Origin of the sequence: Kurthia sp. 11kri321, assembly GCF_001534765.1 — a bacterium.
Lineage (GTDB): Bacteria > Bacillota > Bacilli > Bacillales_A > Planococcaceae > Kurthia > Kurthia gibsonii.
In genome coordinates, this window is sequence record NZ_CP013217.1 from 2303181 (window position 1) to 2321798 (window position 18618).

At 34.9% G+C, this 18618-nt stretch carries 20 protein-coding genes and 1 other annotated feature (1 of these 21 cut by a window edge); of the genes, 4 read left to right on the forward strand and 16 right to left on the reverse strand.

Going from position 1 to position 18618, the window contains the following annotated elements:
* Positions 1 to 188 (forward strand) — a binding site (T-box leader) (it extends 36 nt beyond the left edge of the window).
* Positions 189 to 232: 44 nt separating this feature from the next.
* Positions 233 to 1237, forward strand: a complete 1005-nt coding sequence (trpS, locus tag ASO14_RS11625) for a tryptophan--tRNA ligase (RefSeq protein WP_068455411.1) — start codon at positions 233 to 235, stop codon at positions 1235 to 1237.
* Between the two features lie 195 nt (positions 1238 to 1432).
* Here trpS and ASO14_RS11630 read toward each other — a convergent pair whose 3' ends face one another.
* From ASO14_RS11630 to ASO14_RS11645, 4 genes are all read right to left on the reverse strand, one after another.
* A complete protein-coding gene (locus ASO14_RS11630; protein WP_068455414.1) occupies positions 1433 to 1807 on the reverse strand; it encodes a DUF2178 domain-containing protein in 375 nt (124 codons plus the stop codon).
* Complete coding sequence (locus tag ASO14_RS11635; protein ID WP_068455417.1) at positions 1804 to 2007, reverse strand: helix-turn-helix transcriptional regulator; 204 nt, start codon at positions 2005 to 2007, stop codon at positions 1804 to 1806. The genes ASO14_RS11630 and ASO14_RS11635 overlap by 4 nt, the downstream gene beginning before the upstream one ends.
* A gap of 106 nt (positions 2008 to 2113) precedes the next feature.
* Positions 2114 to 3355 (reverse strand): beta-ketoacyl-ACP synthase II, encoded by a 1242-nt coding sequence (gene fabF / locus ASO14_RS11640; protein WP_068455419.1) that lies wholly within the window; start codon positions 3353 to 3355, stop codon positions 2114 to 2116.
* A 33-nt stretch (positions 3356 to 3388) separates the two neighbouring features.
* The gene (locus ASO14_RS11645) at positions 3389 to 4327 is read right to left on the reverse strand and encodes a beta-ketoacyl-ACP synthase III (RefSeq protein ID WP_068455422.1); all 939 of its coding nucleotides are present in this window, start codon (positions 4325 to 4327) and stop codon (positions 3389 to 3391) included.
* A gap of 190 nt (positions 4328 to 4517) precedes the next feature.
* Here ASO14_RS11645 and ASO14_RS11650 point away from each other — a divergent pair, with 190 nt between their 5' ends.
* A complete protein-coding gene (locus tag ASO14_RS11650; RefSeq protein ID WP_068455425.1) occupies positions 4518 to 4724 on the forward strand; it encodes a DUF2929 family protein in 207 nt (68 codons plus the stop codon).
* A 41-nt stretch (positions 4725 to 4765) separates the two neighbouring features.
* Here ASO14_RS11650 and ASO14_RS11655 read toward each other — a convergent pair whose 3' ends face one another.
* From ASO14_RS11655 to ASO14_RS11700, 9 genes are all read right to left on the reverse strand, one after another.
* Entirely contained in the window at positions 4766 to 5122 is a 357-nt protein-coding gene (locus ASO14_RS11655) for a cyclic-phosphate processing receiver domain-containing protein (RefSeq protein WP_068455427.1), read from the reverse strand.
* 605 nt (positions 5123 to 5727) lie between these two features.
* Positions 5728 to 6327: a hypothetical protein gene (locus ASO14_RS11665; protein WP_068455431.1), complete on the reverse strand. Its 600-nt coding sequence runs from the start codon at positions 6325 to 6327 to the stop codon at positions 5728 to 5730.
* 371 nt (positions 6328 to 6698) lie between these two features.
* The gene (locus ASO14_RS11670; protein WP_068455435.1) at positions 6699 to 7124 is read right to left on the reverse strand and encodes a hypothetical protein; all 426 of its coding nucleotides are present in this window, start codon (positions 7122 to 7124) and stop codon (positions 6699 to 6701) included.
* A 311-nt stretch (positions 7125 to 7435) separates the two neighbouring features.
* Complete coding sequence (locus ASO14_RS11675; RefSeq protein ID WP_068455438.1) at positions 7436 to 7888, reverse strand: hypothetical protein; 453 nt, start codon at positions 7886 to 7888, stop codon at positions 7436 to 7438.
* Between the two features lie 47 nt (positions 7889 to 7935).
* On the reverse strand, positions 7936 to 8205 hold the full coding sequence (locus tag ASO14_RS11680; protein ID WP_068455440.1) for a hypothetical protein: 270 nt from the start codon (positions 8203 to 8205) through the stop codon (positions 7936 to 7938).
* Positions 8206 to 8581: 376 nt separating this feature from the next.
* Complete coding sequence (locus tag ASO14_RS11685; RefSeq protein WP_068455442.1) at positions 8582 to 8983, reverse strand: hypothetical protein; 402 nt, start codon at positions 8981 to 8983, stop codon at positions 8582 to 8584.
* Positions 8984 to 9202: 219 nt separating this feature from the next.
* Positions 9203 to 9628, reverse strand: a complete 426-nt coding sequence (locus tag ASO14_RS11690; RefSeq protein WP_068455444.1) for a hypothetical protein — start codon at positions 9626 to 9628, stop codon at positions 9203 to 9205.
* Positions 9629 to 9718: 90 nt separating this feature from the next.
* Positions 9719 to 10129 (reverse strand): hypothetical protein, encoded by a 411-nt coding sequence (locus ASO14_RS11695; protein WP_068455446.1) that lies wholly within the window; start codon positions 10127 to 10129, stop codon positions 9719 to 9721.
* A 324-nt stretch (positions 10130 to 10453) separates the two neighbouring features.
* A complete protein-coding gene (locus ASO14_RS11700; RefSeq protein ID WP_409136029.1) occupies positions 10454 to 12574 on the reverse strand; it encodes an ATP-dependent Clp protease ATP-binding subunit in 2121 nt (706 codons plus the stop codon).
* 175 nt (positions 12575 to 12749) lie between these two features.
* On the opposite strand from ASO14_RS11700, the gene ASO14_RS11705 reads away from it, so the two are divergent.
* Positions 12750 to 13439, forward strand: coding sequence for a Crp/Fnr family transcriptional regulator (locus ASO14_RS11705; RefSeq protein WP_068455448.1), 690 nt, complete (start codon positions 12750 to 12752; stop codon positions 13437 to 13439).
* Between the two features lie 90 nt (positions 13440 to 13529).
* Here ASO14_RS11705 and ASO14_RS11710 read toward each other — a convergent pair whose 3' ends face one another.
* The gene (locus ASO14_RS11710) at positions 13530 to 14195 is read right to left on the reverse strand and encodes an ABC transporter ATP-binding protein (protein ID WP_068455451.1); all 666 of its coding nucleotides are present in this window, start codon (positions 14193 to 14195) and stop codon (positions 13530 to 13532) included.
* A 13-nt stretch (positions 14196 to 14208) separates the two neighbouring features.
* Positions 14209 to 15714, reverse strand: a complete 1506-nt coding sequence (locus tag ASO14_RS11715) for an ABC transporter permease (RefSeq protein ID WP_068455453.1) — start codon at positions 15712 to 15714, stop codon at positions 14209 to 14211.
* 65 nt (positions 15715 to 15779) lie between these two features.
* On the opposite strand from ASO14_RS11715, the gene ASO14_RS11720 reads away from it, so the two are divergent.
* Positions 15780 to 16409, forward strand: a complete 630-nt coding sequence (locus ASO14_RS11720) for a hypothetical protein (protein ID WP_231726955.1) — start codon at positions 15780 to 15782, stop codon at positions 16407 to 16409.
* Between the two features lie 219 nt (positions 16410 to 16628).
* Here the strand turns inward: ASO14_RS11720 and ASO14_RS11725 are convergent, their stop codons facing one another.
* Entirely contained in the window at positions 16629 to 18596 is a 1968-nt protein-coding gene (locus ASO14_RS11725; protein ID WP_335339052.1) for an acyltransferase family protein, read from the reverse strand.
* Positions 18597 to 18618: the final 22 nt, after the last annotated feature.

The following is an 18618-nucleotide window of genomic DNA, read 5'->3' on the forward strand; positions in this document are numbered from 1 at the left end:
GTATATTCAGAGAATCTGTGGTTGGTGAGAACAGATGATACACTTGGTCGAATGGACTTCGGAGCCAGCTTTGTGAACAGACAAAAAGTAACTTAGCTCGCATTACCTCACGTTACGAGGTAGAGTGGTCATATTTTTATGACAAGCTTGGGTGGTACCGCGGATTCAAAACATCATTCGTCCCTATTTTTAGGGAGGCATGATGTTTTTTTATTTGAAGGAGGAAGAAAAAATGAAAAAAAGAATTTTTTCAGGCGTTCAGCCAACAGGCGTCATCACACTCGGAAACTATATCGGTGCATTTCGTCAATTCGTAGAGGTACAAGACGAATATGATAGCATCTTCTGTATTGTTGATCAACATGCGATTACAATGCCACAAGATCCAAAAGAGTTACATGAAAATATCCGTAAACTCGCAGCCACTTACTTAGCAGCTGGGATTGACCCAAACAAATCAACTCTATTCATTCAATCTGAAGTACCAGCACATGCACAAGCTGGATGGATGTTACAATGTATCGCTTCAATTGGTGAATTAGAGCGCATGACACAATTCAAAGATAAATCATCAAAAGAAAATGTATCTGTATCAGCTGGTCTTTTAACATATCCACCGCTAATGGCTGGTGACATTCTTCTATATAATACACACCTTGTTCCTGTAGGTGATGACCAAAAACAACATATCGAATTAACACGCGATTTAGCAGAGCGCTTCAATAAACGTTTTGGTAAAACATTCGTTGTACCAGATATTCAATTACCGAAGAACGGTGCGCGCATTAAATCACTACAAGACCCTACGAAGAAGATGAGTAAATCAGATGCGAATGCAAAAGCAACCATTCGTATTTTAGATGAGCCAAAACAAATCGAGAAGAAAATCAAATCGGCTGTGACGGATTCAGAGGGTGTTGTACGCTTTGATGTTGAAAACAAACCAGGCGTATCAAACTTACTCATTATTGAATCATCACTTACAGGTAAAACAGTTGATGAAGTTGTAGCGAAGTATGAAGGTAAAGGATATGGTGACTTTAAAGCAGGTGTTGCAGAGGCTGTAATCAATCATTTAGCACCAATTCAAACGCGCTACAAAGAATTAATCGATTCACCTGAATTAGACCACATCTTAGATGAAGGTCGCGATAAAGCGAATGCGATTGCTTCAGCAACAATTGACCGTATGGAAGCAGCGATGGGCTTAGGTCGTAAAGTAAAGAAGAAAAAATAATACGCTATAAAAGCCATCATCTCATATGAGCATAAGAAAAACTGGAATCGCGCTGTGACGCGGTTCCAGTTTTTTGTTGCGAACATCAATAAAAGAAGGAAGGGGTTGTGCTTCTTTTTGTTGCGAACACCAACAAAAAAAGGAAAGGAGGTGTACTTCTTTTTGTTGCGAACGCTATGTTTTATGTAGCCTGTTTTAATATTTTCTTGCGTAGTAAACCATATTTAAAAAGACGATGGATAAATAGAGTGCGATGAATAATGATAATAATTGAAAAGCTGCTAACTCGAACGTAGATAATGGATTGAATACGATTAAAAGAACCAATAAGAAGCCCATACCCCAGAAATAACTCATATATATTGCGCGTTCTCGAATCTTCTGCGCACGTTCATCTTTCTCTGAAAAATGCGGCGTTAAATAGGCAAGACAAAACGCCATAATGGCTAGACCAAATGCCATAATTGCATTCGGAAATTCAAAGTCTAAAATCAACGGTAGGTTCAGTACAAGTGCATAAATGAATAAAATAGTACCTAATATATAAAATACCAGCTGTTTATTCTTCAACTATTCTCCTCCTCATAAATAAAAAGATCCTCAATCTGACATCGAAACACACGTGCTAATTTAAAAGCTAATATGATGGATGGATTATATTTTCCTTTTTCAAGTGAAATAATCGTCTGTCGTGATACCCCTACTTTTTCTGCTAATGCATCTTGCGATAAATCATACTGCATTCGCAAATCTCTTACATGATTTTTCATATTTTCCTCCGATGATTGTAAAGCTTACTTTACATTATAACTTCAAATAACAATAAATGGAATAAAAAAAGACACTACATCAAAAAGATGTAATGCCTTTGTATTATTATGCTTCGTATTTTTTGAATACAAGTGTTGCGTTATGTCCACCAAAGCCGAATGAGTTACTTAATGCGTACTCCATTGTTTTCTCTACCGCTGCATTTGGTGTGTAGTTTAGATCACACTCTTCAGCTTGGTTTTGAAGATTCATTGTTGGTGGAACAATTCCTTCTTTCAGTGCTAATACTGAGAAGATAGCTTCTACGCCACCAGCTGCACCTAACATATGACCAGTCATTGATTTTGTTGAGCTGATTGCTACTTTTTGTGCATGGTCGCCTAATACTTTTTTGATTGCTTCTGTTTCAAGCATATCATTGTAGTAAGTTGATGTACCATGTGCATTAATGTAATCAATTTGAGATGGGTCAATTCCTGCATCTTCAATCGCTTGTGTCATCGCACGTGCTGCACCTTCTCCGCCTGGAGCTGGAGCTGTAATATGATATGCATCACCTGAAGCACCGTAACCTACAACTTCACCGTAGATTTTCGCGCCGCGTGCTAAAGCATGTTCTAAACTTTCTAATACGACAATCCCTGCACCTTCACCCATAACGAAACCGTCACGCTCTTTATCGAATGGACGTGAAGCTGTTTTTGGATCTGGATTTAATGATAGTGCCGTATTTGCACAGAAACCAGCTACTGATAACTCAGTGATTGGTGCTTCTGTTCCACCTGTAATCATCACATCTGCATCGCCACGTTCGATTACTTTGAACGCATCACCGATTGAGTTTGTACCTGTAGCACAAGCTGTTACCGTACATGTGTTAATACCTTTTGCACCTAAGTGAATCGAAACTTGACCTGCTGCCATATCTGGAATCATCATTGGTACGAAGAACGGGCTCACACGACGTGGACCTTTTGTAATTAAGTTTGTGTATTGTTGTTCAAATGTTTCCATACCGCCAATACCTGAACCTAACCATACACCCACGCGCGGTGCGTTTGAATCGTCGATTGTTAAGTCTGCATCTTTTACAGCCATTGTTGCTGCCGCAAGTGCATAGTGTGTGAAGCGATCCATCTTACGCGCTTCTTTTTTCACTACGTATTCTTCGATATCGAAATCTTTTACTTCTGCTGCTACACTTACAGGAAATTTTTCTGCATCAATACGTGTAAGTGGCCCAATACCTGATTGACCCTTTTTGATGGCTTCCCATGTTGCATGTGCATCATTTGCTAAAGGTGTAACTGCACCAATACCTGTCACTACTACTCTTTTTTTCGTCATGTCTAAAACCCCTTCTTTCTAGCTCGTTAAATTTTATTTACCGTATCGTAATGCGATTGCGCCCCATGTTAGACCGCCACCGAAACCAACTAATACGATTAAATCATCATCTTTGATTTTACCATTTTCTACACATTCAACCATCGCATTACCGATTGAAGCGGCAGAAGTATTACCGTATTTACTAATCACTGCTGCTACTTTGTCTTCTGGTAAGTCTAAACGTTTACGTGCTGCATCAATGATACGAATATTTGCTTGGTGTGGAATTAAGAAATCAACGTCTTCTTTTTGGTAACCTGCTTTTTCGATTACATTCATCGCAGATTCGCCCATTTGACGTACCGCAAATTTGAATACTTCGCGACCATTCATTGCGATGTGGTCATGTTCATCTTGATATAAGAATTTACCACCAGAACCATCTGCTCCTAGTTCATAAGCTAATATACCACGACCTTCTGATACCTTTCCAACTACAGCTGCACAAGCACCATCACCGAATAATACAGCTGTGTTACGATCTGTCCAATCTGTAATTTTTGATAGCTTTTCTGCACCTACAACTAATACATAATCATATGTACCTGCTTCAACGAAGTGCTTTGCTGTTACTAATCCATACATATAACCTGCACAAGCTGCCGATTGATCCATCGCCGCTGCCTTCGTTGCACCTAAACGTTCTTGAATCATACATGCGACTGTTGGGAATGGTTGATCAGGTGTTACTGTATTCACAAGAATTAAACCGATTTGATCCGCTGTAATTCCTGCGTCTTTAATTGCTGCTTCCGCTGCTTTAAAAGCTAAATCAGATGTATTTTCATCGTCTCCCGCAATACGACGTTCTTCAATTCCCGTACGTGTGCGAATCCATTCATCTGATGTATCCATAATTTTCTCTAAATCTGCATTTGTCACGATATTTTCTGGTACATAACGTCCAATACCAATTAAACCAGCTGCCATCTATAGCGCCCCTTTTCAAATACCAATTATTAATACCTGGTACTAATTATAATCGAACCGTTTTCAGTTTTCAACACTATTGACAAAACTTTGACAAAATCTACTGTGCGAATGAAAAGAGTATTTCAATTTACTTCTTCATTATGCTATTATTAATAGAGTACAAATGTAAAATCAGAGGTGAAAATCAATGAAATACATCGTTTTATTATTCTGGAGTGCTGTATTATTTACACTTTTAAATTATGTAACTTCTGCTATCGGTAACACACCATTCGAAATGGAACAAGTGAAGCAAGGTTTAATCTTCTCAGTTGTATTTGCAGTATTCGTCGTAATCGTGGGCGCAATCCTTCCAAAAGGTGAAGCACAAGATATCGATTCACACAGACAATAAACCAAAAAGAGACACGTACCTACGTACATGTCTTTTTTTATTTATTCAGTTGGACCACTATAACGGTTGGATGTGATGGAATAATGATAAATTTCAATATCTTGATCAATAAAACCTCTACGCTTTGCCCCCTTCAACGTTTCATACATATTTTCTCGTCCTACCGGATTATCTGTATGCAAATAAATTTTATTTGCTCGTAAACCATGTTCACAAAAGTACTTGACCAAATCATACCCTGTCGGCAGTAGATTCCCCTCTGCATCCTCACCTAAATCATGATCCAATGACAAAATATCCACCTCATGCTGTTCCAATAAAGTCACCGCTTCTTCAAAGGTTCTAGCAATTGTGAACCCTTCAGGACAATCTCGTAAATCATCTACATATACATTCATTTATCCTCACTTCTCTCTATAATAAAATTACGAACTTTTGTTCTCACCCTATTATATATCATAAGTCATTATTTGGTATATATAATATAAACTTCGCCGTATATTTTGGTATAAAAAAACACCTCAAAATTCAGTTTTACTTTTGAGGTGCGACATCCTGTATTATTTTAAAGATGCACTTTGTAAAAACTAAATATTTACAAAATGATATATGAACCATGCAATCATTATACCTATTAACATGCTCTTTATTGAAAATTTATTCTTAAAAATCTCCGTATATAGTAAATAAAAAACTGATACCATTACTATGAAAATCGGAATAATATGCTCCGTATTATAAGTTATATCACCTGCTAATAATAGAATTAACATTCCGACAAAAAAATAAAATATTTGTTTAAAATTCATTAATGACTATGCCTCTTTCTTTATAGCAAGAAGTTGTACTTTTGTTGTGTACGTCAGTGAACCAAATAAATTATTTAATTAACTACAGAAAAAGCATTATCATGAGTATTCTTTTTAAAGAAATGCCACTGATACGGCAAAGTCTAAAATTTTATTCAGTGATGGGCTAAATATCTTTTTCTATAATTAATCATTCACAAACTATTTGGGGGATTCATATCCTTGAAAAACTCTAACATCAGCCCTGAAAAACCAAAATTCGAGATGTCATGCGCTACTTCTTCTTTTAACTTATTATATTCTGTCTCTGTCTCTATATTCAATAATTTTTTAAAACGATTTAAAAGTCTATTAGATGAAATATTTTCTGGGATATATCGAGTCTCTATAAATAATTTTTTTATAAAAAGGCTATTAGGAGCCATCATAAATGCTTTCTCAATATAATCCAACGCCAGCTTTTCAATAGCGAAATAATCAAAATTCTCATGTTCAAAAAGATACGGGGTAAGGTGCATCATTTGTCCAAATACAACGAGGAAATTAACATCTTCACTAAATTTCTTTTTTCCTTCTACAAAACACGCCAGTAAAGTACTGTCTAATAAACTCTCATTCAAATTTTCTCGATCCCCGTCCGATTCAGAAGTATGATACCAACAAAGAAATGCTAATTTACAAAGATATTTCGGTTCATTTGGATATTCCTTAACGAGCTGTTGTAACACATCAAAAGCACGCATCCACTCTTTTTTATTTTCGAAGTAATCACTTTCCGGTACGATTAAATCCATTTTCTCACCTCTTTATTCTGCTTTAATTACCGTACGTATAACTACTCTATGATAAAAGTTCATCATTATCACCTAGATGTGGGTCTCACAGGATGTGAGATCCATCGACGTTCGCACAGACCGACACGATGTCGGTTCCATCGACGTTTGCACAGGACGTGCAGCATTTAGTCGATGTTCCTTGAAAATTTTTTGCAGCATTTAGTCGATGTTCCTTGAAAATTTTTTGCAGCATTTAGTCGATGTTCCTTGAAAATTTTTTGCGGAATTTAGTCGATGTTCCTTAATTAATACGTCACCACGGTGGTTCGTAATGAATTGAAAAGACCACATTTACAGCTGAAATGAGGTCTTTTCAAATTTAGGTTTATTTATTTTTCATCCATCTCATTAATAATTCGTTTTTTATTATTTCTCTCGTACATGGCAATTAGCTCATAGATAGCGATAAATGCCACTAATAGACTCGCTGATACTATTATCATTAATGCGAAAACACCACCATCCGATTCAATCATATCAGGAAATCTAAATGGGCCCTTCCAAATATAATCATCATCGATTATTACTGATACATTTAATTGAATATAATAGTAAAAGATAATACTGAAAAAAATGACTCTTGAACCCTTACTTCCTTTTTTATGATTTGAATTAAGTAGCATTATCATTAGAGCTGCGGGCGTTAATAATAAAATCAGAAATGTTAAGTAATATACTTCTGTAAATGCGGCTAATCCTAAACAAACAATTAATAGAACTTCTATTATTAAAAAAACAAATATTCTTCTATTCATTCTCTTCCCTCACATTTCTACCTTTTATACTTTGGAGAACCAAAAATATTTTTTAAAGGTCCTACCATTCCATTTGGTTTCATGGAACGTTTTTACAATCTTTTTAAACTATATGATTTAGATGCTGTTAAAGCATTTTGACTATACTGCATTGATACCAATAACACGTCAATAGATACATCTGAACAGTTATTTCTTAAAACACTATAATAAGGCTTTTTTTCTTTATACCTTTTGTATAACTGTAAGCTCTATCAAAGTTACCTGCAATATAAAATGATGTTGTGTAATTATATCCATATACTACGGAATTATTTACTTGTGATACTTTTTAGTATTTTTTTCACAAATAAAAATAATTCACAAATTACAACTAATGCTCCTGTTAAAAGTAAAGTATATATATACACAGCATTTGTAACACCTTCGTCACCCGTACCAACGATTTGTTCACCTTGTTCATTGAATAGTATTGGAGCCTTACCTATAGACGGTGTAAGTATCCCTCTCCAAACGACGTCCGGATCAATAATACTAAATACATTTAATGCCACAATTACGTAAACCACTATACTTATAATAATTTTTTGCGGGGTCTTTGCATCGGAAAATAAGTGAGCTATAACGGCTCCTCCTATCAACAATAACGGTGATCCTAATAAAATTAGCATGACAAGCGTCTTATATTTTAAAACAACAGCTAAAATTAATGCTATTAATATTAAAAATTCTGCAATGAGAAAAAAATATAACCTTTTATTCACCATATCTACTCCTAATTTTTAAAATTTAAATTCACTTTACTATTTTATTATCTTTTATATTTCGAAGAACCAAAAATACCTTTTAAAGACCCTACCATCCCATTTGGTCTAATTATTTTTCTAGTTTGCTTTAATGCATACGTTTTAGAGTCATCAATCCCTTTATGACGATATTTCATCGAAGCTAACAAGATATCAATCGACACATCTGCACAATTGTATGTGGTTACATTATATTTTGGTTTATTTTTCTTTATACTTTTCGCATAGCTATATGCTCTATCGAAATTCCCTTTAACTTTTAATAAAAGTGACATATCCCTTGCCACCTAGCAGCTTTTTTTACAATGATAATCATTGCGTCATTACCATCAGTATCTATTTTAACGACTGGATTATTATCCCCATACGTATAACCAGTCTGAGGTAATGGATCATCGTCATCACCTAGATGTAGGCCTCACAGGATGTAAGATCCATCGACGTTCGCACAGGACGTGCAGCATTTAGTCGATGTTCCTTGAAATTTTTTTGCGGAACTTAGTCGATGTTCCTTAATTAATACGTCACCACGGTGGTTCGTAATGAATTGAAAAGACCACATTTACATCTGAAATGAGCTCTTTTCAAATTTGGACTTATTTATTTTTCATCCATCTCATTAATGTATGTTTCAAAAAAGAAGTCTCTAACCTATTTATTAGATTTTTTCTTTTGACTATATAAAATCGCTCCACTTATTAAAACAGAAATTAGTAAACTAACTCCAGTTAAAATAACAATCAATTCAAAGACACCTTGATCATTAGTTATAGCTTTGGGGAATCTAAAAGGCCCTCTCCAATCAAGTTGTGAATCAAAAATACTAAACAAATTTAGTCCAATGTAAGTATGTATTATGATACTAAATATCAGATATTGTGGCTTTCCCTTACTTTTTAACAATTCCCCTAAAATTAAAATACTCATTAAAATTATTGGTGAAAATATCAAAATGATAAATGCTGCATCGTACATTTTTCTTGTCGTGAATAAAGCTAAACAGATTAATAAAATAATTTCTATTAATACAAACAAATATTTTTTCATCTTCATTTAATTACCCTCATATTTTTATCTTTTATATTTTGGAGAATCAAAAACATCTTTCAAATAACTCACCCTTTTATTAAATCTCATTTTTTCTATTTTCCTTTAACTCAGATGACGATAATGCATCAATTAAAACACTTATACATAATAAAAATCATGAGCATAGGGTGCAGAGTTATTTACATAATTGATTCTCTTTTAATTATTTCTATTTGAACCTATTTATTTTTCATCCATCTCATTAACACTTCGTTTTTTATTATTTCTCTCGTACATAGCAATTAGCTCATAGATAGCGATAAATGCCACTAATAGACTCACTCCTACTAAAATAATTAACGGAAATAAAACTTCATCAAGCTCTTCATATTCAGGTAACCTGAATGGACCTCTCCAAGTATAACTATCATCAATTATTGCTAATAAATTCATTTGAAGATAAAAGGAAAATACAATAATGAAAAAAGTAATTCTTGAGCCTTTATTCCCTCTTTTATGATCTGAAACAAGTAGCATTATTATTAAAGTAGCTGGTGATAATATAAAAATCAGCAATATTAAAAAATACATCTCAGTAAATATTGATAATACTAAACAAGCAATTAAAAATAATTCTATTATAAGAAAAACAGCGATTTTTTTATTCATTCTCTTCCCTCACATTTCTATCTTTCGTTAAATGTTTGTTGCGCTTTTGTTGTGTATGTCAATGAACCAAGTAAATTCGTATCATTCATTCTATGTATTACTGTTTTTCTTTTTATAAAGTCGCCACTCATAAAGGACAGCTCCTATGAAATATTGAACAAATACCGCCTTATATAAAAATAATACAAGCGCCGTTGACATATTATCTCTTGATGAATCATAAGGTAAGCCATTTTCAAACTGGACATTACTAAAAAGAAAATGTAAAAACAGGCTTCCTATACTTCCAATTAAAATAAAAATCAAATTGCTTTGTGACTCTGGCTGTAACTTTTCTTTTAATAAATAGTTTCCAATAAACAAAGTGATTGGTGTAATGAGTACTAATAAGTAAGCTATACCTTCATATACACCATCAGTTAAAATACTGAACAAAAAACCACCTAGATGTAATATGCCAATCGCCACAATATTAATTAAGGTCAGTCTAATATATTTCATCCATATACCTCCTTTTAGTATTTATATTTAGAGTTACCAAATAACTTAGCAATTGGTTTTCGAATATTATGAACTTTTCCTCTTAAATTTAATCGTATATGTAAAACGCTCATTTACTTGTACGCAATAATTTTAATATAAATAATATATTTTTGATAAAAATGTAACATGTAAAAGATTAACATAAAATACAAATAGATAAAAGGGTTATTTAAAGAAATACTTATTTTATTAGTAAAATTTTATTTTTTACTTACATTCATCAAAAATAGGGCAAATAAAAAGGAACCACATCAAATGTGATTCCTCTTCCTAAAATAAATCTTATTTCACTTTAATCTCATTGTCTTCTACATAAACTGTTAGTGTGTCGCCAGGTACTTTTTCACCTTTTAATAATTCTTTTGCGACTGGTGTTTCTACATGGCGTTGGATGAAGCGACGAAGTGGTCTTGCGCCGAATGCAGGATCTGCTCCTTCTTTCGCAATCCAATGAATAACATCATCGCCAACTACTAATTTAATCTCTTGTTCTGCTACACGTTGTACGAGATGGTTCACGTACTTACGTGTAATTTCGTAGAAGTGCTCATCTGTTAATGCGTGGAACATGATGATATCATCTAGACGGTTTAATAGTTCTGGTTTAAAGTGTTTTTTCAACTCTGCCATCACTAAATCTTCCACCGCATGTCCTTCTGTATTGTGTAAATCAAGTAAATAGTGTGAACCGATATTCGATGTCATAATGACAACTGTATTCGTAAAGTTCACCATACGTCCTTGACTATCTGTAATACGACCATCATCTAAAATTTGAAGGAGAATGTTTGCGACATCTGGATGTGCTTTTTCAATTTCATCTAATAGAATGACCGAATACGGATTACGACGAACTGCCTCTGTTAATTGACCGCCTTCTTCATAACCGATATAACCTGGAGGTGCACCCACAAGTCGAGATACACTATGTTTTTCCATGTATTCCGACATATCAATACGTACAAAATGGTCTTCTGAGTCGAATAGTTGTGCTGCGAGTGCTTTCGCAAGTTCTGTTTTACCTACACCAGTTGGTCCTAAGAATAGGAACGAACCGATTGGTTTATTCGGGTCTTGGATACCTGCACGTGCGCGCCATACAGCTTCTGAAACAAGACGAACTGCATCATCTTGACCTACTACACGCTCATGTAGTGTATCTTTTAAACGAAGTAATTTTTCACGTTCTCCCTCTAACATTTTCGTTACAGGAATACCTGTCCAGCGAGATACAATACTCGCAATTTCTTCTGCTGTTACATCTTCACGTAATAACTTATCTGTACTTTCTACTTCCTCTTCTAAATTCGCTAACTCTTTTTCAAGCTCTGGAATTTTACCATGTCGTAGAATCGCTGCTTTATTCAAGTCATATTGATTCTCTGCTTCTTCTAATTCATGGCGATATTGGTCGAGTTTTTCACGTTTTTCTTGCACAATTTGAAGCGCATTTTTTTCACGTTCCCATTGTTCACGCATCGATTGTGATGAATCTTTTAATTCTTGTAATTCTTCACGTAGTGCCTCTAAACGTTTTTTACTCGCATTGTCGTCTTCTTTCATCAATGCTTGTTCTTCAATTTCCAACTGCATTTGTCGACGTGTAACCTCATCTAATTCAGATGGCATCGAGTCGATTTCTGTACGAATCATCGCACACGCCTCATCGACTAAATCAATCGCTTTATCTGGTAGGAAACGATCTGTAATATAGCGATTTGATAATTCTGCCGCGGCCACAATCGCACGGTCATGAATGCGTACACCATGATGTAATTCAAAACGTTCACGTAAACCACGTAGAATGGAAATTGTATCCTCTACAGATGGTTCGCGTACAAGCACTTGTTGGAAGCGTCGTTCAAGTGCAGGGTCTTTTTCGATATTTGTACGATATTCATCTAATGTTGTTGCACCAATACAATGTAGTTCACCACGTGCTAACATTGGTTTTAACATATTCCCTGCATCCATCGAACCTTCTGTTTTACCTGCACCGACAATGGTATGAATTTCGTCGATGAATAAGATAATATTTCCTTCTGCTTCACGTACTTGTTTTAAAACCCCTTGTAGACGTTCTTCAAACTGTCCGCGATAACTTGCGCCTGCAATTAATGCGCTCATATCAAGTTCATATATTTGTTTATCTTTTAAACCTTCAGGTACGTCTTTTTTTACAATACGTTGTGCTAGACCTTCAACAATCGCTGTTTTACCTACACCTGGTTCACCGATTAGAACGGGATTATTTTTTGTTTTTCGAGATAAAATACGAATGACATCACGAATTTCTTGGTCACGTCCAATAACAGGGTCCATCTTACCTTCTTTAACAGCCTCTACTAGATTACGTCCGTACTTCTCTAGCGGATTTTCTTCTTCTTGGTTCATTTGATTCATTTGCATTATTTTCCCCTCCTGTTTGACCATCTTTGACTATTGATTAATTTTATTATATCGACTTCATTTCAAAAACTCAAGTAATATGTTTGACCTTTTTTGACTTTCATATTTTTTGTACCATTTACTATTTATGTTAAAATAAAAACCAGTTAATTATGGAGGTGTTTTAATCTTGTTTGATGCAGTCCCCCAAATCGTCCAGCAGATTTTTAAAGCACATGGTACAAAACATCATTTCGTTCGTCATCAACATATTTGTACTACAGGTGAAGCGGCAACACATCTTTATTTTGTGGAAAAAGGTCGTATTGCTATTACAAAAGAGAGCGTTGGTGGTAAAGAATTAACACTTTGCATTGCGACGAAAAATGATTGTATTGGTGAAAGTATTTTATTCATCCCACTTATTACATACCCACTTTCAGCAAAAGTTTTAGATTGTTGTACCGTTTTTGCAATTTCGAAAGAACAATTAGAACATGAATTATCCGAAAACCTTGCAGCACTACGAGAATGTCTCACATGGATTCAAATCCAAAGAATGCGTGAACAAACTAAATTACGCGACTTACTGCTATATGGAAAAAAAGGCGCACTCTCCTCTACACTCATTCGTTTAGCGAATTCATATGGCGAAAAGAAAACAGACAAATCGATTCAAATTAGTGAAAAATTTACACATAGTGAACTAGCAAGTCTTTGTGCAACAAGTCGTGAAGTTGTAAACCGCTTATTACAAGAATTCAAAAAAGAAAAAGTCATATCAGAAGAAAATGGCTACCTTACAATCCATCGTTTAGATTATTTACAGCAGTTTTGTGAATGTGAGCAGTGTGTCGAATTTTTATGTCGTATTAATTAGACATGAAAAGAAGACCACTGCTTTTTTTTGCATGGTCTTCTTTATTTACTATATTTCGATTAGCTATATTCTAATTATATGTTTCATAAATTAACTACTTTTAATCACATGCATTTTCTTAGATTTTAACTCTAGAACCGTATCACATTGTTCTGCAATCTCTTTTTCATGTGTAATGACAATGACACATTTATTTTGTTCATGTGCTAGTTGTTTAAACAGACGAATAATTTCGAGTGAATTTTGTTTGTCTAAATTACCTGTCGGCTCGTCTGCTACAACAAGTCGCGCATCACAACACATGGCGCGCACAATCGCAACACGCTGTTGCTGTCCACCTGATAAATGTTGGACATTCTTCTTCGCCATTTCAGTGTCAATTCCTACTTTTTGCAACATCTCGAGTGCATATTCTTTACGATTCGCTTTTTTTGAATGCGTAATTTCAAGTGCTGCTGTTATATTATCAAGTGCCGATAAATAAGGTAGTAGATTATACGACTGAAAGACAATCGATACACATTCATTACGATAACGTGTTAAACCAATCTTTTTTAATGACTTCCCTTCGTAATAAATATCACCTGATTTTGGTGTATCCAGTCCTGCAATTAGCGATAAAAATGTCGTTTTACCCGAGCCACTCGATCCTAAAATACCGTATAATTTTCCTTCATCAAATGTCAGATTTAAGTCTTCATAAAGTGGTTCTGACTTCGATTGATACCAATAATTTAAATTTTCTACTTGTAACATCTACTATTCCTCCTTATGAAATTAAGATTTTTTTCGGTTGCATGCGCATAATGCCAATAGATGCGAGAATGACAGATAAGAAACTAATCGCAAGACCGAATCCACCAAGTTCTACAAGTTCTTGTAGCGACAATGTGATATCTAGTTCTTTAATTTGTTCAGCTTCTGCCACACTGTTTGCGCCGAATCCACCAAATCCACCGCCACCGCGTGGACCACCATTAGCATCTCCTTGTTCTGGACCACCTTGACCACCAGGGCCTCGTTGTTGTCCTGCATCTTGTGTTGTTGCAGTTTGTGTCGTTGTTTGTTGATCTAACAGTTGTTGCCCAACCATGTTGCCAACGAACTGTCCGCTCACACCAGCAATCACCATCGCCATAATTAAGACAATTAACATCTCTGAAAAGAACTGCGCAATGATTTTCACACGACTCTCACCAAGCGATAACAGAACACCAATTTCATATTTACGTTCACGAATCGTTAAAATAACAATTAACGCTAAAATAATCGTTCCTGCAATCGATACTAATAACACAATTTTCTGTGCGAAACTCTCTACATTTTTAAGCGGTTCAATCATTTGTTGGTACACTTGATCGTTCGTCTGTAATGTGTACGTATCTGTATCAACACCAGCTTTTTTAGCTGCTTTTACAAATGCATCCACCTGTTCTGGATTTTCTAATGTATAGACGATTGAATCGGCTGTATTTTTATAATCAGAACCTTTTAATGTGTTCGCAAATGTGTAAGATGTATAAATTTTGTTATACGGATTAAGTGATGCGATTTGCAATGCACGTGCATCTGCTGTTTCTGTTGATTCATAAATCCCGACAACTTCTAATGTATGTGATTTTTCATCTGTATCTTCTACTTTAATTTTGTCACCGACTTTTAAATCATTCGCTTCTGCAAGATTCTTCTCAATGACTGCGTGGTTTGTATTTTCATCTGCTTCTGTAATACCGACACCTTCTACAATTTTCGATGTACCACTTGTAAATGAAGAAACTGTATCTGTCGTATTCGTACCTGCAATACTTAAATCCCCTGCAGATGCCATGCCACCCATACCACCGCCTGGGCCACCTCGACCTTCTGTTTGCGTATCAGTTTCATCCGTTGACGTATCGTCTGACGTAATCGCTTCAAAGGATTTTGCGTTAGCAGAAGTTGAACTTGTCACATTGGACGTTGCAATACCATCTAATGCATTCAACTTGTTCATCGTTTTTTCATCAATAGGCGTTAATTTAAATCCACTTGGGTCTGGTTTCTCTCCTTCTTTTTCTGATGAACGCATTTCCTCCATCGCTTTTTGCATATTCGCTGACACCGTAACCGTTGCTCCCATACTTTTCTTCGCATTCTCTGTTGCCTTTAGTGAGGCACTCTGTATCGTTAAGCCTGCTAAAATAAAGATTAAGATTGCTGAAAAGACAATCGTTAATAACCCTGTTCTTCCTTTTTTAACTTTCATACTATGAAAGGCTCGTTTTAAAAAATTCATGTTGTACTCCTCCTATTTGAATGTGACAAGCTTGTCTGTCTTACAAATAAGAGTATGCCGCTCGAATGTATCAAGAATGTGTCAAAGAAAATTTTTTAGGTGTTTTATTAATTAGTTTTGAAGCTTTCGATATCATGTTGAAAAACCATATGTTGATGGTGATTGGTATGTTCCTATTCAAAAAGGTAAGATTAATGGGGCTAACTGGTGGAAAGTTGTTACTACATTCAAAATTAAATTTCGAAGAGGAGAATTTTATGAAATTATTTAAGAGAATATTAAAACTTAAAAATCTAGAAATTTTTAAGTTTTTCAAAGAAAGCAATACGGTATGTTACATTTTGCTAGAAGATTCTAGACGACCTCTTTCAAAAGAAGAAATAAAACGTGATCCATTATGTTATATGGATGAGGAAGATATAAATGAAATTTTAAATGTTTTCAAAATTTCATTTATAAGTGATGAGAAACTAGAAGAAGAAGATTCTTATTTTTTAAGGACTTTTTTCTCAGAATTAGTCAATAATACGGATGTCACTACTTTTATTATGGATGAGTTTGTAAAAAAAGATTTATATGATGATCCCGATTTAGATGAAGTTCCATTTTTCAATAACTTGTTGACGTATATAGATTCGGATATTGTATTAAGCGAAATAGATGATCATAAATGGATGTATTTATCTCAAGACTAAGAAAATATCACTCTAATTTATAATTTTTGTAGTAGAATACTTAAATTTTAACAAGAAAGGCTGTTTTTGTTTTGTATGGGCGTGTGGATGTGACTTATGCAGAAACAGCATCGCCCAAAATGAAAATTCGCAAATAGACCAAAAAGAGCTTCAGCATTTTCATGTGCCGAAGCTCTCTTGCTTTTAACTGGGATTTTGCCCCAGCCTCTTCTAACTATTTTATTTCTTTAAGATGTCATTAAATTGTTTTTCAAAAATCGGTGCAAAAGATTCGGCATACGTATTTGTAATATGATCATAATCACGATAGACAACCACATTACCAATAATCGGCCTGAATTCATCACCTATTTTGAAATACTGTGTTAAATCTAAAGTATGAAACTCTTGGCTCTTTTCAAGTTTAGTCCAAGCTGCTCCGTCTAATTGATTTTGTTCACGATTCATTTTCTCAATCGTTTTTTGTTCACCATCTTGATCAAGAGACTCTACAACATTGAATTTATAGCGTGGATTATCACGTAATGCTAAAACTTGGACACCCGCTTCCTTTAATTCACGCAGTGGATTTAAAAGATGTTCTTGAATACGTTCTTTATCTGTATTTGAAGCTGTCGCATGCCCTACTACTAAATCGATATCCTGTTCTTTAATATAGGCTAATGTATTTTCAACCCACTTAGACTTAATATCATCTTCATCATAGCCTGTTGAAAAACGAGTAGCGGAACGTGTAATATTGAGCACACGATAATCCGTTCCTTCAACTGCTTTTAATACGCCACCTAGCCATTGTTCGGAATGTGAACTTCCGACAACTGCGATGGTAGCTGTGTACCCTTCTTTTTTACCATAGACACCAACTTTTACATCCGCTTCTTTTTGAGTTTGATTACTACCATCTATATGCGATTGTGGTAAATCATTAAATACATTGGCTAAAGTTGGATATGCAGGTACATCTGGTACTTCAACTTTTCCAAGAGCTGCTACTGCTCCAGGATAATTTTCAACAGTTTTATTTTTAGCTTGTTGATTTTGCGCAAAAAGATTTGTACTCACTAAAACAGCAATTAAAATAAGGTTCACCGTTCCAATCCATGAGATTCTACGGAATGCACGACGCGTCGTAGAAGATTCGCGAATCGGTTTTTCAATGAAGCGCGTCATTAAGTAAGATAAGATGAATGAAGCAATAATAATCGTCATACCTTCTAAAAAGTTCGGATTCTCTCGGCTAATATTATAGTGGTAGAACGAAAGAATAACCCAGTGCCATAGATAAACACCGAATGACAAACCACCTAATTTAATCATGACAGGTGAGGCTAAAATACGACGCACACCAAAACGAGTTGTTACTGTTCCAGATACAATAATAAAGACCGCACAAGCCATTGGCCATAGTGCAATATATCCTGGGAACATTTGTGATACATCAAATAACATACCTGTTAAGACAAGGCCAATTAAGCCTAGCCATCCTAATATCATGGCGACTACTTTATTGATGCGAATGTATGCTAGATTTACACAGAGTAATCCACCTAACGAGAATTCCCATACACGTGTAAATGTAATGAAATAAGCAAATGGTTGGTTCACTGAAGTTAAATAAATTGAATAAATAAGTGATACGATGAATACACTACCTAAAATAAAATTAATTAATTTTCGAGTATTCGTGATTTGATATTTTTTAATCGCCCATAAAATAAATGCAAATAGCATAAACCAAATTATGTAAAATTGACCTTGAATGGACATCGCCCAAAAGTGTTCTACAGGAGTTTTCATTTGTTGGGAATCGAGATAATCCGTATTTGAAAATGCTAATTGCCAGTTTTCAAAATAGAACATGGAAGCAATAATTTCTTTAATCGTCTTATCTAGGATTGTTTGCGGTAATAAAAAGAAGCTAAGTAAAAGAACGACTGCCAATATAAAAAATACGGATGGCAATAAACGTTTTAATAGCTTAGAGATATAGGGTAGGAACTTAAACGTCCCTGTACGATTAATGGTTGAAATAATAGAGGTTGTAATTAAAAATCCAGAGACTACGAAGAATACATCTACACCACCTGAAACGCGATTAAACCAAATATGGTATGTGGCGACCAGAAGTGCTGCAACAACACGTAAACCCTCAATTTCGGGTCGGAATTTACGTTCAATTTGAATCAATTGTTTATCCATTTAAAAAAAA